The sequence below is a fragment of the Streptomyces phaeoluteigriseus genome (genome assembly GCF_001896135.2).
Classification (GTDB): Bacteria; Actinomycetota; Actinomycetes; order Streptomycetales; family Streptomycetaceae; genus Streptomyces; species Streptomyces phaeoluteigriseus.
This window is the reverse complement of the sequence record NZ_MPOH02000022.1, coordinates 57,177-73,174: the sequence shown is the minus strand read 5'-3', so window position 1 is coordinate 73,174 and position 15,998 is coordinate 57,177. Positions and strand designations below refer to the sequence as shown.

The 15,998-nt window shown below is 68.5% G+C and carries 14 protein-coding genes and 3 pseudogenes; 8 read left to right on the top strand and 9 right to left on the bottom strand.

Features of this window, described 5'->3' with window-relative positions; translation table 11 throughout:
• Window positions 1–185: 185 nt before the first annotated feature.
• On the top strand, window positions 186–887 hold the full coding sequence (locus tag BM536_RS36340; protein ID WP_073492605.1) for a CDP-alcohol phosphatidyltransferase family protein: 702 nt from the start codon (window positions 186–188) through the stop codon (window positions 885–887).
• Here the strand turns inward: BM536_RS36340 and BM536_RS36335 are convergent.
• The 6 genes and pseudogenes from BM536_RS36335 to BM536_RS36315 all read right to left on the bottom strand — a co-directional run.
• A pseudogene (locus BM536_RS36335) lies at window positions 888–1,325 on the bottom strand (FAD synthase family protein); the annotation flags it as partial. It abuts the gene before it with no gap.
• Window positions 1,322–2,863 (bottom strand): hypothetical protein, encoded by a 1,542-nt coding sequence (locus BM536_RS36330; protein ID WP_073492606.1) that lies wholly within the window; start codon window positions 2,861–2,863, stop codon window positions 1,322–1,324. The gene BM536_RS36330 and the pseudogene BM536_RS36335, both read right to left, overlap by 4 nt.
• A gap of 148 nt (window positions 2,864–3,011) precedes the next feature.
• Window positions 3,012–4,262 carry an MATE family efflux transporter gene (locus BM536_RS36325; protein ID WP_245873967.1) on the bottom strand — a complete coding sequence of 417 codons (1,251 nt, stop codon included), beginning with the start codon at window positions 4,260–4,262 and terminating at the stop codon, window positions 3,012–3,014.
• A gap of 449 nt (window positions 4,263–4,711) precedes the next feature.
• On the bottom strand, window positions 4,712–5,767 hold the full coding sequence (locus tag BM536_RS36320) for a YveK family protein (protein ID WP_245873966.1): 1,056 nt from the start codon (window positions 5,765–5,767) through the stop codon (window positions 4,712–4,714).
• On the bottom strand, window positions 5,731–6,093 hold the full coding sequence (locus BM536_RS43535) for a hypothetical protein (protein WP_245873965.1): 363 nt from the start codon (window positions 6,091–6,093) through the stop codon (window positions 5,731–5,733). The genes BM536_RS36320 and BM536_RS43535 overlap by 37 nt, the downstream gene beginning before the upstream one ends.
• Window positions 6,090–7,565 (bottom strand): hypothetical protein, encoded by a 1,476-nt coding sequence (locus BM536_RS36315; RefSeq protein ID WP_245873964.1) that lies wholly within the window; start codon window positions 7,563–7,565, stop codon window positions 6,090–6,092. The genes BM536_RS43535 and BM536_RS36315 overlap by 4 nt, the downstream gene beginning before the upstream one ends.
• A 295-nt stretch (window positions 7,566–7,860) precedes the next feature.
• On the opposite strand from BM536_RS36315, the gene BM536_RS36310 reads away from it, so the two are divergent.
• From BM536_RS36310 to BM536_RS43525, 3 genes are read left to right on the top strand one after another with little or no spacing between them, the layout of a single operon-like run.
• On the top strand, window positions 7,861–8,841 hold the full coding sequence (locus BM536_RS36310; protein WP_073492607.1) for an NAD-dependent epimerase/dehydratase family protein: 981 nt from the start codon (window positions 7,861–7,863) through the stop codon (window positions 8,839–8,841).
• A 32-nt stretch (window positions 8,842–8,873) separates the two neighbouring features.
• Window positions 8,874–9,356: a glycosyltransferase gene (locus tag BM536_RS43530; protein WP_245873963.1), complete on the top strand. Its 483-nt coding sequence runs from the start codon at window positions 8,874–8,876 to the stop codon at window positions 9,354–9,356.
• Entirely contained in the window at window positions 9,323–10,066 is a 744-nt protein-coding gene (locus tag BM536_RS43525; protein WP_245873962.1) for a glycosyltransferase, read from the top strand. The genes BM536_RS43530 and BM536_RS43525 overlap by 34 nt, the downstream gene beginning before the upstream one ends.
• A 72-nt stretch (window positions 10,067–10,138) precedes the next feature.
• Here BM536_RS43525 and BM536_RS36300 read toward each other — a convergent pair whose 3' ends face one another.
• The 3 genes from BM536_RS36300 to BM536_RS36290 all read right to left on the bottom strand — a co-directional run bounded on the left by BM536_RS36300 (window position 10,139) and on the right by BM536_RS36290 (window position 13,439).
• Window positions 10,139–11,266, bottom strand: coding sequence for a glycosyltransferase (locus BM536_RS36300; protein WP_073492608.1), 1,128 nt, complete (start codon window positions 11,264–11,266; stop codon window positions 10,139–10,141).
• Window positions 11,263–11,820: an LbetaH domain-containing protein gene (locus tag BM536_RS36295; RefSeq protein WP_073492615.1), complete on the bottom strand. Its 558-nt coding sequence runs from the start codon at window positions 11,818–11,820 to the stop codon at window positions 11,263–11,265. Before BM536_RS36295 ends, BM536_RS36300 begins: the two co-directional genes overlap by 4 nt.
• 251 nt (window positions 11,821–12,071) lie before the next feature.
• Complete coding sequence (locus BM536_RS36290) at window positions 12,072–13,439, bottom strand: sugar transferase (protein ID WP_425444721.1); 1,368 nt, start codon at window positions 13,437–13,439, stop codon at window positions 12,072–12,074.
• Window positions 13,440–13,960: 521 nt separating this feature from the next.
• Between BM536_RS36290 and BM536_RS39965 the strand changes: the two are divergent.
• The 4 genes and pseudogenes from BM536_RS39965 to BM536_RS36265 form a co-directional block, all read left to right on the top strand.
• Window positions 13,961–14,104, top strand: a pseudogene (locus BM536_RS39965) (transposase); the annotation flags it as partial.
• Window positions 14,105–14,231: 127 nt separating this feature from the next.
• A complete protein-coding gene (locus BM536_RS36275; RefSeq protein ID WP_073492610.1) occupies window positions 14,232–14,549 on the top strand; it encodes a hypothetical protein in 318 nt (105 codons plus the stop codon).
• Between the two features lie 47 nt (window positions 14,550–14,596).
• Window positions 14,597–14,743 (top strand): annotated as a pseudogene (locus BM536_RS43520) (hydrophobic protein); the annotation flags it as partial.
• Between the two features lie 501 nt (window positions 14,744–15,244).
• Window positions 15,245–15,736, top strand: a complete 492-nt coding sequence (locus tag BM536_RS36265) for a hemerythrin domain-containing protein (protein ID WP_073492611.1) — start codon at window positions 15,245–15,247, stop codon at window positions 15,734–15,736.
• The last annotated feature ends 262 nt before the right edge of the window (window positions 15,737–15,998 follow it).

The following is a 15,998-nucleotide window of genomic DNA, read 5'->3' as shown; positions in this document are numbered from 1 at the left end:
CCGGTGGTGTCGTGGGGCCGTGAGCCGCTCCGCCGGCGGCGGAAGCACTGGGAGCGGTCAAGGCCATCGCTCCGATCCCCGACGCTGCGCCACGCAGAAGTTGCCGACGGCTGACATGAGACATCCGGACTCCCCGTACTGCCATAATCGCCTTCTTTCCAGCAATTCATCCCTTAAGGACATGAATGACGGAGTTTGCTGCTGTACTCAAGCACCTGTCGACGGCACAGAAGCCGCCGAAGGGAGCATCGCTGTACACCTTGTTCGTGAATCGGCCGGCCGGCCGGTTCCTGGCCGCCTTGGCCCACCGTGCAGGGGCGACGCCGAATCAGCTCACCGTCCTGAGCGCGGTGTTCACCTTTCCCGCCCTCGCCGCGGTGGCCCTGATTCCGCCGGGGACCGCAATGGCGGTCTGCGTCGGCGCGGCCCTCGTCCTGGGGTTCGCGCTGGATGCGGCGGACGGTCAGCTGGCACGGAGCCAGCGATCAGGAAGCCCGTCGGGCGAGTGGCTCGACCATGTCGTGGACTGCATCAAGATCGTCGCCCTGCATCTGGTCGTACTGGTGTCGTTCTACCGGTTCTTCACCCTGCCCAGTCCGCTCTTCCTGCTGGCGCCGATGCTCTTCGAACTCGCGGCCGTGGTGATCTTCTTTGCCGGAATCCTGACGGAGAAGCTCAAGTGGCGGGCGCCGGATCACGCTCCGGCGCCCGCTCCTCCGGTGCTGCGGTCCGTCCTGCTTCTGCCGGTGGACTACGGCCTGACCTGCGTCAGTTTCCTATTCCTGGGCAATCAGGACTTCTTCCTCACGGCGTACTGCGGGCTGCTCCTGGCGCACGTCGTGTTCATGGGCGCTTTCCTGGTGAAGTGGTTCCGCGAGCTGCGCTGAGGCAGTCTGGGACGCTCCGTTGGTCGAGAGCAGTTCAAGGGCGGCGCGCAGCAGAGTGCTGGAGGTGTGCATGGTGTACGGGAAGTAGACGACCTCGACACCGACCTGCTCGAAGCGCCGTTCGAGCTCTTCCCACTTGGGTGTCCCCCGCCAGTCGTCGCCCTTGAAGATGACGTGGAAGCCGACTCGCTTCCACGTCTTCAGCTTGTCGACGTCCGCCTCCACGACGGCGTCGTCGACGTAGCGCAGACTGCGGACGATCTCCAGGCGTTCGGCGAGCGGCACGACGGGAGCGTGGCCCTTCAGGCTCGCGGCGAGGTCGTCGGAGGTCACGCCCGCCACGAGCCAGTCGCAGTGCTGACGCGCCTCCCGCAGGATGTTGAGGTGTCCGATGTGGAAGAGGTCGTAGACGCCGGGCGCGAATCCGATGCGTGTCACTGAGGGTCACCCGCCAACGGGTCCGGGGCCGCCGCCTCCTCCGGGGCCGCCTCCTCCGGGGCCGCCTCCTCCGGGGCCGCCTTCTCCTGGGCCGCCCTCTTCGGCACGTTCACCGTCACCGAGTTCGACTTGGCGGAGACGTTCGTCCCGTCGGTCACCTCGATGGCGTAGCGATGACTGGTCCCGGCGGGCACGGTGTCGGTGTAAGTCATCTGTGGACGGTCCCAGTACGTGGATGCCTTCTTCTTCTGCGCCACGAGTTTGCCGTCGCGGTAGACCCGATACGTCAAGGACGCGTCGTCCCGGTCCCAGGAGGCGCGCCAGGTGACCACGACCTTGCCGGGACTGGTGTCGGACAGTGCCAGGGCGGGAACCTTCGGCGCTCCGGTGTCACGGTTGCCGAAGCGCGTCAGGCCCTGCTGCGGTACGTCGTTGACCCGGGTGAACTCACCGCCCGCCCACAGGACGCCGGCCGACACCGCCAGGGTACGGGGGCCGACTTTCTCCCCCAGCCCGTCGTTGGTGTCGGGGAACCAGTGCAGAATCCTGCGGTTGTCGAGTGACTGGGCCAGCAGGTGCTGCCGGTCGCCTCGCTCGGGAAAACCTCCGGGCGTCTCGTTGCAGTTGTGTGCGTGGGAGGCGCTGTAGAGGACGCCCTTGTAGGGCAGGACGGACTGGGTGGCTCCGAAGCAGGTGTCCTTCCACAACATCGTGCCGTTGGCGAGGCGACCCGCGATCCGGCCGTCGAAGATGCCGGGGCCGTGGCCCTCTGCGCCCACGTAGAAGCGGGTGGTGTCGCGCGCGATCGTCTTGACCGACGACTGGGGAGGGAACCAGCCCGGATACGTGAGCACGGTCTTGCCGCTGGCGGCATCAAGGGCGACGAGTGAGCGCGCGCCCTGTCCGTTGACCGATTCGAAATCACCCCCGACAAAGAGCCGTCCATGCGAGGTTGCGGCCGACAGCGCCCGTACGGGCAGGTCGACGTCTGCTCGGAACGGCAGCAGGGATCCCGTGGTGGCGACGGCGGCGACCCGGTTCCTGGGCTGGCCCGCGACGCGGCCGAAATCGCCGCCGAAGTAGATCGCACGGTCCGTGGTGTCGATGGCGCGGACGGTGGCGGACACCGCCGGCTTGAAGCTCTTGCGCAGGGAGCAGCCGGCGGTGTCCAAGGCCGCCAGATTGGCCACGCGGACGGATCCGACCTGGTTGAAGGAACCGCCCACGTACAGCACGCGGCCGTCCGGGGAAGCCTTCATGGCCCGCACGGTGTGGTTGTTGCCGGTGAACGACGGGGCGCAGGGTAGAAGTTTGCCGGTTGCCGCGTCGAAGGCGGCGAAATTGCGGCGCTTCACCTGTCCTTGGCCGGGGGCAGCTCCTGGTGGGCGGACGTTCTCGAAGGATCCTCCGACGTAGACGACACCCTTCGCGGCGGTCAGCGACCAGACGATGCCGTCTGTCTGCCAGGTGGCCAGCGGATCGGCGGTGAAAGCGGGCGCGCCGTCGGCGGCGGTGGCTAGGGGGGTGCCTAGCGGCACGGTGGCGCAGCAGATGAGAGCTGTGACCGCGACCCTCGCGGCCGGCTTCTTACGGCTTTTTCTCAGGTACACGGGAGTCCCCGGATGGCAGTGGTGTGAGGGAAGCGACGCCGCTGTGGTGACGCTGACGGTGCGCACGCGTCTGCGTTCATGCGGCGCGGTGCCGCAGCGCTCCGACCAGATCGCCCAACCTCAGCAGCGTCCGATATCGGCATAAAGTAATACCAAATACACACAATCCCAAGACCATTCCCACGGCGAGTCCCCACGAGGTGTCGCCCTCGGAAAGACGGGACACCGCCAGTACCGCCGTGACGGCGAGCCCCACCTCGAGAGCCCTGATGTAGCCCCCGTCCACGGTCGTGAAGCCGAGGCGCATCCGGACAAGCACGGCCGCCGTGAGGTTTTCCACCACGATCGCCGCACCCCAGGACACCGCGGCGCCGAGCACACCCCAGGCCGGCACGGCGAGGACGCCGACGGCAAGCTGAACCGTGAACGCCACCGCGGTGACCGTCAAATGCCAGCTGCTCCGGCCGGCCATGAGCAACACGGTCTGAGCGCTGCCGACAGCGACGTTGACCATGGAGGCCGCGCACAGCACGACGAGTGCGAGGGCGCCATCGGTGAACCCCGGCCCGAAGACGGACAGGATCGTCCCGGGAAAGCAGGCGACGACGCCGAACAGGGGCCACGACAGGAGCACGGTCCAGCAGGTCGAGACGCGGTGCAGGGCGCGCGCCTCGGCAACCTTCTCCACGGCCAGCAGTCGGCTGAGTTCCGGCGCGACGGCAAGCCGTACGGCGAGTTGGACCAGGGTGCCCGCCGTGACGATGCGGCCAATGGCGGTGTACACCCCCGCTTCTCCGCTGGTGGCAAGCGCCGACAACAGGATGACGCCGATCCAGACGGCCCCGATGTCGAAGACGGAGGACACCGCACGGGGTGCGGCGAAGCGCCAGAAGGCCCGCCAGGGCACATCCGCGCCCGCTGCCCGGCGGGGTGTCGGACGCCGGGCGCGACAACGGCGTAATGCGAACCAGGCGGCCACCGACCCGGCGAACGACGGCAGCAGCCAGGCCGAGGCCAGGGCAGTCACACTGGGCGCACACCAGACGACGGGGATGGCGATCAGAACGCGCAGCACCGGTTTGCCGATCTGTTCCACGCCGACGAACGGCACGACTGTGCCGTATCCCCGCGCGGCGCCGAGCAGGACCATACCCACGGTGGCGGCGGGCAGGAAGAGTCCGAACAACCGGATGAGTGCGGCGGCGTCGGCAGGAGGCAGCTGGGGCAGGAGTGCGGTCGCCACCGAGGGGAACAGCACCAGAGGCACGGCGGCCGCGGTGCCGGCCACGGTCGCCGGCAGGAGAGCTGTGCGCACCAGCGCGGCCACCGAACGGCCGCGTCGACGGCGAGGTCGCGTGGGACGAAGCGCACAAGCCCGGTGTCGGCGCCGAGCTTGCAAGCGTTGCTGAGAATGGTGAACATGGCGACGCCCGTGAAGATGACGCCCGCCCCCTGTGCCCCGACAGCCCGGGTGATCAGGCCGACGAGGAGAAACGAGAAGACCGCGTTCGCCACGGAACCGGCCATACCCCACCAACGCCCCGCGCGGTGGCGGCGACACCACTGCCCGTGGCCTCGGGGCGGGGGCGGGTGGTTGCTTCGGGGGTGGTCACCGGCGGGAGATGCTCAGCGTGGCGTCCCGCTCGGAGAGTTCCGTGGAGGGGAGGCCTGTTCGTGACGGGAGGCGGTGCTTCGGGCGGCGTAGGGCACTCAGTCTCCGGCGCTTGCGACCGGCTTCGAGCACGGCCCCAAGGATGCGTCCGCCGGAGCAGCCGATCAGCTCCTGCATCTGCCGGAGGTCCTCCCGCCGGGTGTGGCCGGGTCGAACGACCACGAGGATGCCGTCGGCACGCTGCGCGACGGACAGCGTGTCAGCGTGTGTGAGGAAGGGCCCCGCGACGACGACGGTCGACGCGCCGGCGTCGGCGTCGGCGGACTCCGTCCGGTCGAACGGACCGGTGGCCCTGCCCGAGAAGAAGGCGAAGCGGCCGGCGACGTCGGCCTCGACGAAGGCGCTCCGGCCGGAGGGAACTCCCCCGTGGTGGGGGCCTCGATGGGGATCAGGGGCAGTTGGGTGGCGAGGCCGGTGGTGTGTGCGGCGGTGTCGAGCAGAAGCACGTCGCTGCCGTTGTCGGCGAGGGCGGCGCCCAGATTGGCTGCGACCTCCTCGGCGTCGCCGGCCCGCCGGGGGGCCACCACGAGCACCTGGCCGGGACCACCCGGGTCGCCGATCTGCCTCAGCCGGAATGCCAGAGCCCGATAGGCCTCCGTCCGGGGGCTGGCGGTACGGCCGACCGTCAGCAGGGCGCGGTCTCCGCCGTCGTCGGAAGGCAGGACACCGACCACCGGAGCGCGCAGGGCGCTCTGCACCTCGCCGACCGAGCCGACCCGGCTGTCCAGGGCGGAGCGTACCCAGGCCAGCATGATGCCCAGGAGAAGTCCGGATGCCAGTCCGAGGGCGAGCGAGGTCCGCGGCCCGGGGCCGACGGGCAGGGCGGGCACTGTGGCCCTGCGGACGACGTCGCCACCGTCGGTGTCGCGGGCCTTGATGTCGAGAACGCGCTTCTGCAGGTTGTAGAGCTGGTTCTGGGCTGCGGACTTGGCAGTCTCCACCCCCTGGGACAGCCGCTGGTTCAGCACGGCGATCTGTTGCTGCAGAGCGCGGGTCGTCCGCGCCACTGTGGCGTCGTTACGACTTTCGCGGTCGGCGAGATAGGCGTCGGCGAAGGCGTTGGCGCCGCGTGCCGCGCGCTGGGGGCCGTCGGCGGTGAACTCAAAGCGCAGGACCTGTGATTTCAGCGGGTTGGTGACCCGCACCTGTGTACCGAGCATCCCGGCCTGGCTGTCGGCCGGCCCAGGAGGCGCGCTGCGCGCACGGCGACGGTGGCACTGGCGGCGATCCGCTGCTCGGTGCTCATGCTGACCTGGTTGTCGGCCGAGACGCCGACGGCGCTGAAGGGGTCGGTGGTGGAGCGCACCAGGACTTCGCTGGTGGCGGCATAGGTGTGGGCGCGCTGCTGTGACAGGGCCAGGCCACCGAGGACACCCAGGAGGATGCCCAGCGCGATCAGGGCGCGGTGGCGCAGGATGCGGCGCAGTTGGTCGCGTAGCTGGTCCGGTTCGTCGTACCGGTCGTCGAATGGGATGGGGCCGGTCACCGGTGCCCTCCTGTTCCGGAGATGGATGCATGACGGATGGGTGCGATCGGCACCGCCGATGGGGGGAGCCGGCCGGTGCGGGTGCTGATGAGCAGCGGAACGGTCAAGAGGAGGGTCAGCGGGCCTGCGATGCCGAGCAGGCTGCCGCGCAGGAAGACCATCTGGTAGAAGGCGAAGGCAGGCACCAGCAATGCCGCGAGACTGCCCGACCGGCCACGCAGCAGGTGGCGTACGTCGTCCACCCGCCGTCCGAGCGAGCCGAGCAGACAGAAGACGCCGACCACGCCGAACGGACCGGCCCAGAGGTAACTCTCGATCCACAGCGGCGCGGAGAGATTGAGGAACTCGTAACCCGCGTAGCGAGCCAGTCTGATGCCGGTGTCCTCGGGCTTCTCCGGCCACATCGAGCGCGGCACCATGAACAGCGGTGGACCGAGGGCGTCCTGAGGGGAGAACCCGTTGTCCCGTGTGAAGTCGATGCCTGTCTGTACCTGCTGGAAAGCGTCATAGTCCCCGTTGGTGGTGAACTGGGCGGCGAGGGAGGTGACGGCCACCTCCTCGCGATCGCTGTAGCGGAAGTAGTCGCTGTAGGGGAAGACGACCAGGAGCGCCGCGATGAGTGCGGCGGCCGTGATCCGGAAGGCGCGGGGACGGCTCAGCCGGGGCACGGTGAACAGCAGGGTCAGTACGATCGTGCCGACCCAGAACCGGGGTTTGCTGACCGGGTTGTTGACGACCGCGTTCAGCACGATGAGCACTGGAAGCAGCAGTCGGCGCAACACGCGAAGCCAGCGGTCGCCGCCCGTCAGACGGGGCACGTGCAGCAGTCCCAGCAGCGCCCAGAATGCGGGCACGGACAGTGACCAGCTGAGCAGCACTTGGAGGAAGGCGCCCTCCCCGTCGCCGATGGCGCCGGCTTCCGTGATCGCCTGACGGCTGGTGAAGTAGGCGGTGAGGCGACCGGGCTGACGCGAGATCAGCAGCAAGGCGAAGGCGAGGGCCAAACCGCTCAGCGCCAGCAGGCGCCAGGGTGCGAGACGGCGTGAGAGCAGCCGTTCCAGCAGTCCTGGCCGGGCGGTCGCCACGCGGGCCTGCCGGTGGCGCGCGGCCAGCGCCGTTCCGGCGCTGTAGGCCACGAGACCCAGCTCGATGACAGCGACCGCTTTGAAGGTGGTCGCCTCGCCGGTCCGGTAGGGCCACGGGTACGCGTCGGAGGCGAGCATCGCCAGGGGCGCCAGGCCGAGCCAGATGTAGGCGAAGACCCAGAAGCCGAAGCCGACCAACCGCACCGTGGGAGCAGTGAGCACCCGGGCGAGCGCACCACCGGCGTGGACGACGACGACAGCCTGCGCAGGGAGCACAGACGACATCCGCATGCCGTCCGACTGGAGGATCAGCCCTGGCAGCAGGACGATCAAGGTCACGGTCCACAGGGAGACCGCAGCCACGCTGCGGACGCGGGCGCCTCGCATCCAGGCCTCTCCGTCGAGTGATTTTTCGTCCTGAAACGTCACCAAAGGATTTATAGCGGTCCTGACCCCAGAACGGGGCTCACCACGCACGAAGCAGAAAAATCGGTGTATTAGTCCTCAAACATGGTCATCGAGTGATCTCCATGACCACCAGTGCGCCTTAGATCTGAAATCAGGACAAATCTGCATAGGTTGTCGCGCAGACCTCCGCAGGCCCGGCGCTGGATCGGCCGTGACAGGCGGCGGTGGACCTACTGATCACGCATCAGACCTCCAACGCACAAGGGACTCGCGCATGAGCAAGCAGACCGATGTCGTCGTGGCCGGAGGCGGGGGATTCATCGGCGGTCACCTCGTCGGTGAACTTCTCGCCCAGGGGAAGACCGTCCGCTCCATCGACATCAAGCCTCCCCACGAGTGGTACCAGCTCCACCAGGACGCCGAGAACGTGGTCGCCGACCTTTCGCTGCTCGACAATGCGCGGGCGGGCGTCCAGGAAGCGCGGCAGGTGTACATGCTGGCCGCCGACATGGGCGGCATGGGCTTCATCGAGAACAACAAGGCCGCCTGCATGATGTCGGTGCTGACCAGCACTCACATGCTCCAGGCGGCACACGAGGCCGGCGTCGAGCGCTACTTCTACTCCTCCTCCGCCTGCGTCTACGCCGCCGACAAACAGACCGACCCGAACGTCACCGCCCTCAAGGAGCAGGACGCCTACCCGGCACAGCCGGAGGACGGCTACGGATGGGAGAAGCTCTTCTCCGAGCGCATGTGCCGGCACTACGCCGAGGACTACGGGTTCACCACCCGCGTGGCCCGCTACCACAACGTGTACGGCCCCCACGGCACCTGGACCGGCGGTCGCGAGAAGGCGCCGGCCGCGGTGTGCCGCAAGGTGGCCGAGGCCGTCGTGTCCGGTGACCACCGGATCGACATCTGGGGCGACGGACAGCAGAGCCGCTCGTTCATGTACATCGACGACTGCCTCCACGGCACTCAGATGATCATGCACGCGGACAGTGGTGTCCCCGTCAACCTCGGCTCCTCGGAACTGGTGACGATCAACCAGCTCGTCGACATCGTCGAGCAGATCGCCGGCATCCGCTGCGAGCGCACCTACCAGCTGGACGCCCCACAGGGCGTACGCGGCCGCAACTCCGACAACGACCTGATCCGCGAGATCTACGGCTGGGAACCATCCATCCCCCTACTCGACGGCCTGGAGAAGACCTATGCCTGGGTTTACGACCAGGTCAAGCGCTCCCACCAGTGAGACCGAGCCGAGACCCCGCACACGGAGGGCCGATGAGGATCCTCGTGCACGACTACAGCGGTCACCCGTTCCAGGCGCAACTGAGCCGGGAACTGGCACGACGTGGCCACGATGTCGTCCACTCAACCTGCACCGCCTACGTGTCCGGCAAGGGGAACCTCGCCGGAGACGCTCCGGGCCTGCGCTTCGTCACCATCGGGGACAGCACCGCGCTCCGCAAGGAGCAATACTGCCGACGGCTGGTCCAGGAAACCTCGTTGGGCCTTGAACTGGCCCGGCAGGTACGCCGGGAGAAGCCCGACGTGGCCATGCTGTCCAACCTGCCCATCCCCATGCTGGTCGCGGCAGCGGCCATGCTGAAGCGGCTGGGCATTCCCTGGGTCCTGTGGCACCAGGACGTCACGACCGTCGCACTGAAGACTTTCGCCGGCGTCGCGAAGTCCATGGGCGTCGCCGCCAAGGTCTTCGGGGCAGGCGAGAAGTGGTCGGCACGCAGGCCGCGGCCATCGTGGTGATTGCACAGTCCTTCCTGCGGATCCACCAGCAGTGGGGCACCGCTGCCAAGGTCACCGTCATTCCCAACTGGGCACCGCTGGACGAGATCCTCCCGCGGAACAGGGACAACGACTGGTCTGCCGAACATGGTCTGAACGGAGTGCGGACGGTGCTGTACTCCGGCACCCTGGGTCTCAAGCACAACCCGGTACTGCTGGTGCAGTTGGCCGAACGGCTGCGGGACCGGGGCACCCCGGTCCGTCTCGTCGTCGTCAACGACGGCCCTGCCGTGCCCGTCCTCAGAAGGGCCGCAGCCGCCCGCGGAGTCGACCTGACCCTGCTGCCCTTCCAGCCCTACGCGCGACTGCCCGAAGTGCTGGGCTCGGGTGACCTCCTCGTCGTCGTCCTCGCAGCGGACGCCGGTCAATTCTCCGTCCCGTCCAAGACGCTGTCGTATCTGTGCGCCGGACGTCCGGTGCTCGGCCTGATGCCCGGCGACAACCTGGCCGCCCACCTGATCCGGCAGGCCGGCTCCGCGGTCTTCCCCCCGGCGGAGTCCGCACTCGACGAGGCCTCCGCATGGGCCCAGGAAATCCTGTCCGACCCGGCTCGCGCCGAGTCCCTGGGCAAGGAGAGCCGTGCCCTCGCCGAGCGGGAGTTCGCCTTGGAGGACTGCGCCTCCCGTTTCGAGGACATTCTCCGCGCGGTCAGCCGCACCCCGGCGCGCTGACGCCCTTGCGGGCACCGGCCGTCTCGGAACCACCGCGCCTGCGGCGGGCCCGAGACGGCCGGAGCATCCGGATCAACCGCGATCCGGTCCCCCCCGGTAGACGTCCTCGAGTCGGTCCACGACCGCCCGGATGGAGAAGACCTCCTCGATCGCACGACGACCGGCCTCGGCCAGAGAGCGGCGTAGCGTCTCGTCGGCAAGCAGCAGGCACACCGCGTCGGCCAGAGTCTCCGGGCTGCCGTCGGTGACCAGCGCCGCTCCCCTGCGTGTCAGTTCGGCCGCGATGCCGCTGCTGTCCGTGCACACCACCGGCGTGCCCTCGGCCAATGCTTCCAGCACTGTCATCGGAAACGGCTCGTCCACACTCGGCAGGACGTAAACGGCGGCTTTGCGGTAGGCCTTCAGCGCCGCGGAGTGCTCCAGCGCACCGCCGTACGAGACCACCCCGGTCAGTCCGCGATCCGCGATCAGCCGACGCACGGCCGGGAGCGACCCTTCGTCCGCACCGAACAGGGTGAAGCGTGCCTCGGGCACCTCCTTGTGGACCAGGGCGGCCATCTCGACGAACGTCTCCGGGCGTTTGCGCGGATGAAGCCGGGCCAGGAAGATCACCTCGCGGTCGCTGCGCGGCAGCGTGCCCGCCTCATCACCCACGGAACGCAGGCCATTGGGCAGGGAAACCAGCGGTGGCCCCTCCGGACCCAGTACGTCGGTCAGGGCCCGGCGCTCCCGCTCGGTGAGCACGAGACAGCAGCGCGACCGGCGCAACAGAGGCACGTAGAGACGGTCGAAGACACGCGCAACGGGGCTACTGCGGGGCTCGACCATGCCGTGGGTCTGGGTGATGAAGGCGGTACGCCGCAGACGGGCGACGACGAGCGCGGCGAGCGAGACGAGGTCGCGTCCCGCGTGCAGTTGCACGACGTCGGCGCGCCCCATGGCCCGCCACAAGTCCCGCAGCAGCAGCGGGTGCATGAGTCCCAGACAACCCCGGCCCGGGACGACCCGCCATGCCGGACGGGACAGGAAGCGGACGGCGCCGAGGCGGCGCGCGGCGGGAGAACGGCCCCGCCACAGCGACACCAGCGTCACATCGTGACCGCGCGTGGCGCACTCCCCGAGTTGGGCAAGGGCCACGCTCGTCGGCCCGCCAAAAGCGCCATCGTCGCTGACGAGGGTGACGACATGAACCAGTCTCATGCCGTGGTTCCCTTCGCTGACACGGGGGGAACGGACACGTCCGTTGCAGGCGCACCGCCCACGGTCAGAACCTCGCCCGGTGCGAGGTCCCGGTGGGCGACGGCGCCGGCACCCACGACCGCGCCGCTTGCGACGGTGACCCCGCGCAGTACGACGGCGCGCGCCGCGATCCAGCTGCCCGCTTCCAGCCGGATGGGGCCGTTGTCGAACTCGAAGGTGGCGGAACGGCGACGATGGCTGCCCGTGCACAGCAGTGCGCCCTGGGAGACGCAGCAGTCGTGGCCGATCGTGACCTGTTCCAGGTTGAGGATCCAGGCGTCCTCACCGATCCAGACATCGTCACCGATGTCCAGTTTCCAGGGCCAGTGGACGCGCACTCCGCGCCGGATGAGCACTCGCTGCCCAACGCGGGCCCCGAAGGCGCGCAGTAGTGCCGGCCGCCAGCGCGCCGGGAACCACCAAGTAGCGAAGAGAAGGTGGAGGACGGCGTACCACGCGGCCTGGACCGGCAGGGCGCGGCCCTTGTCGTATCCGGCCCCGGTGAAACCGCGCAGGGAGCGCTCCCCTAGGGGTTGGTGCGTCGTGGTGCCGTCGGTGTCACCCGGGGGAGGGGCGCTTCCTGACTGTGCGGCTCTGTGGTGTGTGGCTGAGGTCTGTGCCACGGCGGTGTCCCTTCCAAGGGCCTGAGACGTCTCCAGCCGCGATCCTTACCGTCCCCCGGGACGGATCACCCGCGATCTCCGCGTGTTGGTGGCAGGCCTGCCCGGATGGCGGATGCGGCCCGGAAAAAGGGCCGCATCCGCCCTCAGTAGGCGCCCTGGCCTTCCAGCACCACGCGCACCGTGCGTGCCATGACGTTCATGTCACCGGCCAGCGACCAGTTGTCGACGTAGCGCAGATCGAGCGCGACCGTCTCGCGCCACGACAGATCCGACCGCCCGCTCACCTGCCACAGACCTGTCAGGCCCGGTTTGACGCGGAGCCGGCGCATCTCGACGCTGTTGTACTTGGCGACCTCCTCGGGGAGCGGAGGGCGCGGACCGACGAGGGACATGTGGTTGAAGAGGATGTTGAACAGCTGAGGCAGCTCGTCCAGAGAGTAGCGGCGCAGGATGCGCCCCACGGAGGTGACCCGGGGGTCCTGACGCATCTTGAACATGTGCCCGTCGTTCTCGTTCTGCGCCTCCAGCCCGCTTTTCATCCGGTCTGCGTCGACCACCATGGTGCGAAACTTCCACATGGGAAACAGCGCCATGCCGCGGCCCACCCGTGTCTGCCGGTACAGGATCGGCCCGGGCGAGCTGAACCGGACGGCAAGAGCCAGCAGCAACAGCAACGGTGAGAGCAGCACGATCAGTGTCAGTGCACCCATTCGGTCCAAGAGGGCTTTCGCCAGCGTGTGCATGCCGCGCTGCAACGGCGGCGCGATGTGCAACAGGGTGAGACCGGCTGCCGACGTCGGCCGTACACGCCGCCGCGCCACGTCGACGATCCCCGGCAGCACCACGAGTGAGCGGCCCTGGTCGTGAAGCATCCATGACAGTCTGCGCACCCGATCACCGGAGACATGCGGACCGGGTGCCACGAAAACCGTGTCGGCCGCGAGTTCCTCGGCCGCCCCCAGCACCGCCGCGGCGTCCTCCTCGGGCGTCTCGGGCGTCTCGAGGGGCAGCCGCCCACACACCGGCACACCGGAGATGACGTCGCCCTCACCCACCGGGCAGGCGCCGACCACCACGTACTCGTGGTCGGTGCGCTGGGCAAGTTGCTCGACAACGGCGTCGACCGTCGGGGGCTCACCGACGACGACCACGTGGCGCAGGGCCCGGGCGGCCCGGCGGGACGCCAGCAGGTGACGGTGGATCAACTTCTGGCAGACACCGGTCAGAACCAGGGCGGGGATCAGTGCCGTGAACGCTTCGGCCGGCACGCTGTCCAGCCCGCAGACCACGCGCAGTGTCGCCAGGGCACCGACAAGGACCAGCCAGTCCCGTATCACGGCCCTCAGGCCGCCCCCGTCGCCCCACGCCAAGGGTGTGTACCGCCTGCTCACCACTCCGATGAGAGGCCAGAGCAGGGCAGCCGCGGCCGCCAGGCGCAGGGGGTGGGGCTCGCGAACCTCGACAAACGCCGCCGCAACCGGAAGTGCCGCAGCAAGGAGGTCCACGCTCATCGAGAAGGGGGCGTACCAGCGCGCCCGACCCTCCTCGCGGTGGATTGGGCGATGTGCCACCGGCGTCGGCGCCTGACGGGACATCGCGATTCTGAACCGCCGCATGGTGCTCTCCCTCAAGTCCCCCGTTGTGAAACGCGAGTCCAGCTGCCGAGCGCAGGCGCTGACCGCCACACCCACAAGAATGTGCCTCTTATATCACTAAATAGGTATGAAAAGCATCATTACGTCGATACGCCGCTACGCCGGTCGCATCGCCGGACACGCCTGCCGGTCCGACCGTCGCATCGCCCCCGCCGGAGGCCGAACACCGGCCTCCACCCGTTGCACGACAACCAGGCCGTCGTCGCGCCGGCAGGACCAGAACCGCTGCATCAGCGCTGCTATGCCCACGCAACACACCACCTGGAGAGTCTCCGCGTCGACCGGCGGCTCGAGGGAAATCCGGCCCGAGGGCTCGCTCCGCTGCACTACGCCCAGATGGCCCTTTTCAGGAAAGCCGTCAGGAAGGCCGACAGCACCTGGGCATCGCTTGGGGCAGCACGCGGCCGGTGCGGCGTGCTCAGCGTGAGAAGGGCGCCCTGCATCTGCGGGGGCTGCTGCTGGACGGCCGGCGCAAGTCGATGCAGCCGATGGCAGGGCGCCTTCGGGTGGACCACCAGCAGCTTCAGCGGGTGGCCGGGCTGCTGGGTGGGCACGGGCCCAGACGGCGTATTCCCACGTGCGGCTCCAGGCCGGCGCTGATGGAGTGGCACACGTCAAGTTTGTCCCCCACAGCTCTGGAGAACAGTCATGATGTCTTTCCGTCGGGCCGTCACGGCCACCGCTCTGGCAGTCGCCGCTGTGTCGGTGAGCGCCGGTGCTGCTTCGGCCTACGACCAGCCCGCCGAGCACTACCCACTCGAGGTGCTGAACGCGCAGTGCAACGACGCCACCAACCAGTTCGGCGCCGTCAACGTCAATCAGGGCCCGGTGTGCATCGACTTCGGCTCCGACAACGGTGAGTACAAGGAGTCAAGCCAGAACGAGACGAGTGCCGCGTGCAACTCGGCCGTCACGCAGATTGGCTGGGTCAACGTCAATCAGGGCCCGGTGTGCATCCGCTTCTGAGCCGCCGATGACCGCCTTCCCCGGTGCGGGACGGCTGCGGTGAGAGGCTGTGGGCGGGGCTTCCGGCTCTCCTCCTGGCCCTGATCCTCTTCGACTCGGGCTTCGCGCTCAGAGCACTGTGGTGGATCGCCGTCATCATGCTCGTTGTCTGGCTCCTCGGCTTCGTCAGGCCCAGCGCGGACCCTGGCAGCCGGCCGCAGGGGTCGCTGCGATCGCTGGCAATCCACCACCCGCAGCCAACCTGTGGGCTCCGGGAACACCCGGAGCCCACAGGCATGTGTCACGTGTGATTCCTGGGGTCACGCTCGGTCGGCTGAAGACCGCGAGATCGGAGCCTCCACCGGGAGCGGGCCCCGGTCCCCACCAGGCCGGGCCGTCGCGGCTGCATGGGAACGCGTCCTGCCTCATCCGGAGCCGTGCGGTCGCCTATCAATAACAGCAGTCGCAAGCGGTTCCTGCCCCCACTGATCGACCAGGCCGGCTCCGCCGGGCCACCGAACGCCCGGCATCCGCCGACAGCACGGAGGCAAGCGCATCGCAGGCCGATCGGGTGGCGGGCTGTCTCGGTGAGACGGTGCAGGCCGGTGCCCAAGGGTTCTGCTCGTCGTTCGATCAGGTGGTCGTCCTGCTGAACGCCACGAGATGGGGTAGCAGGATTCCGGCAAGGTCCCCGTATGAAAGTGATGCTTGTTCCCATGGCAGAGACACGAGACGTCGTTGAACTCATTCTCCAGGACCACCGGAAGATGGAGGATCTCTTTCGCCTGATGCGCAGCGTCGAAGCCGACAGAGCTGCCGCGCTGCGGGAATTCTCCGACCTGCTGATTGCGCACGCACTGGCGGAAGAGGCGAAGGTCTATCCCGCCCTCAAGCGCTACAAGAAGATCGACGACGAAGAGGTGGAACACGGCGAGGAGGAGCACGAGGAGGGCAACAAGGCACTCCTGGAACTCCTGGAAGTCGACGAGGTCGGCTCCGAGGAATGGGACGAGAAGCTGGAAGAACTCGTGCAGGCAGTCACCCATCACGCCGACGAGGAGGAGCGCACCATCCTCAACGGAGCACGCGAGAACGTGGCCATGGAGCGGCGCGAGGAGCTGGGCGAGGCATTCGTGGAAGAGCGCGAGCGTCAGCTGAAAGCAGGCTGCGGTGCCGTCGACAACGTGCGGCGCATCGTCGGCTCGTGACCACCCCGTTGCCACGCCCCCGGGCTGTCGGCGCGGGGAGGACTGCTGCCGTGGCCTGAGGACGGCGGCCTTGATCTTCCGGTTCCCGCACAGTTCCTCCTCGGGTACTGGGTCGCGGCCGTAGGCAGTCTGGGGCTTTGACGGCTGCGAGTCTGGGTCTTGACGGTTGCGACCGACTCGCGGGTGGCCTGCTGTTTGGCGAGCGAGCGAGCGGTGCGGGATGTCGGGGCGGCTGGGGCCCGGTGGTTTGGAGGCGCAGGTT

Coding starts and splice junctions, on each gene's coding strand:
- BM536_RS36340 (WP_073492605.1), top strand. CDS start 186: ATGACGGAGTTTGCTGCTGTACTCAAGCACCTGTCGACGGCACAGAAG.
- BM536_RS36320 (WP_245873966.1), bottom strand. CDS start 5,767: ATGCTCGGTACACAGGTGCGGGTCACCAACCCGCTGAAATCACAGGTC.
- BM536_RS36315 (WP_245873964.1), bottom strand. CDS start 7,565: ATGCGAGGCGCCCGCGTCCGCAGCGTGGCTGCGGTCTCCCTGTGGACC.
- BM536_RS36310 (WP_073492607.1), top strand. CDS start 7,861: ATGAGCAAGCAGACCGATGTCGTCGTGGCCGGAGGCGGGGGATTCATC.
- BM536_RS43530 (WP_245873963.1), top strand. CDS start 8,874: ATGAGGATCCTCGTGCACGACTACAGCGGTCACCCGTTCCAGGCGCAA.
- BM536_RS36300 (WP_073492608.1), bottom strand. CDS start 11,266: ATGAGACTGGTTCATGTCGTCACCCTCGTCAGCGACGATGGCGCTTTT.
- BM536_RS36290 (WP_425444721.1), bottom strand. CDS start 13,439: ATGAGCGTGGACCTCCTTGCTGCGGCACTTCCGGTTGCGGCGGCGTTT.
- BM536_RS36275 (WP_073492610.1), top strand. CDS start 14,232: ATGATGTCTTTCCGTCGGGCCGTCACGGCCACCGCTCTGGCAGTCGCC.
- BM536_RS36265 (WP_073492611.1), top strand. CDS start 15,245: ATGGCAGAGACACGAGACGTCGTTGAACTCATTCTCCAGGACCACCGG.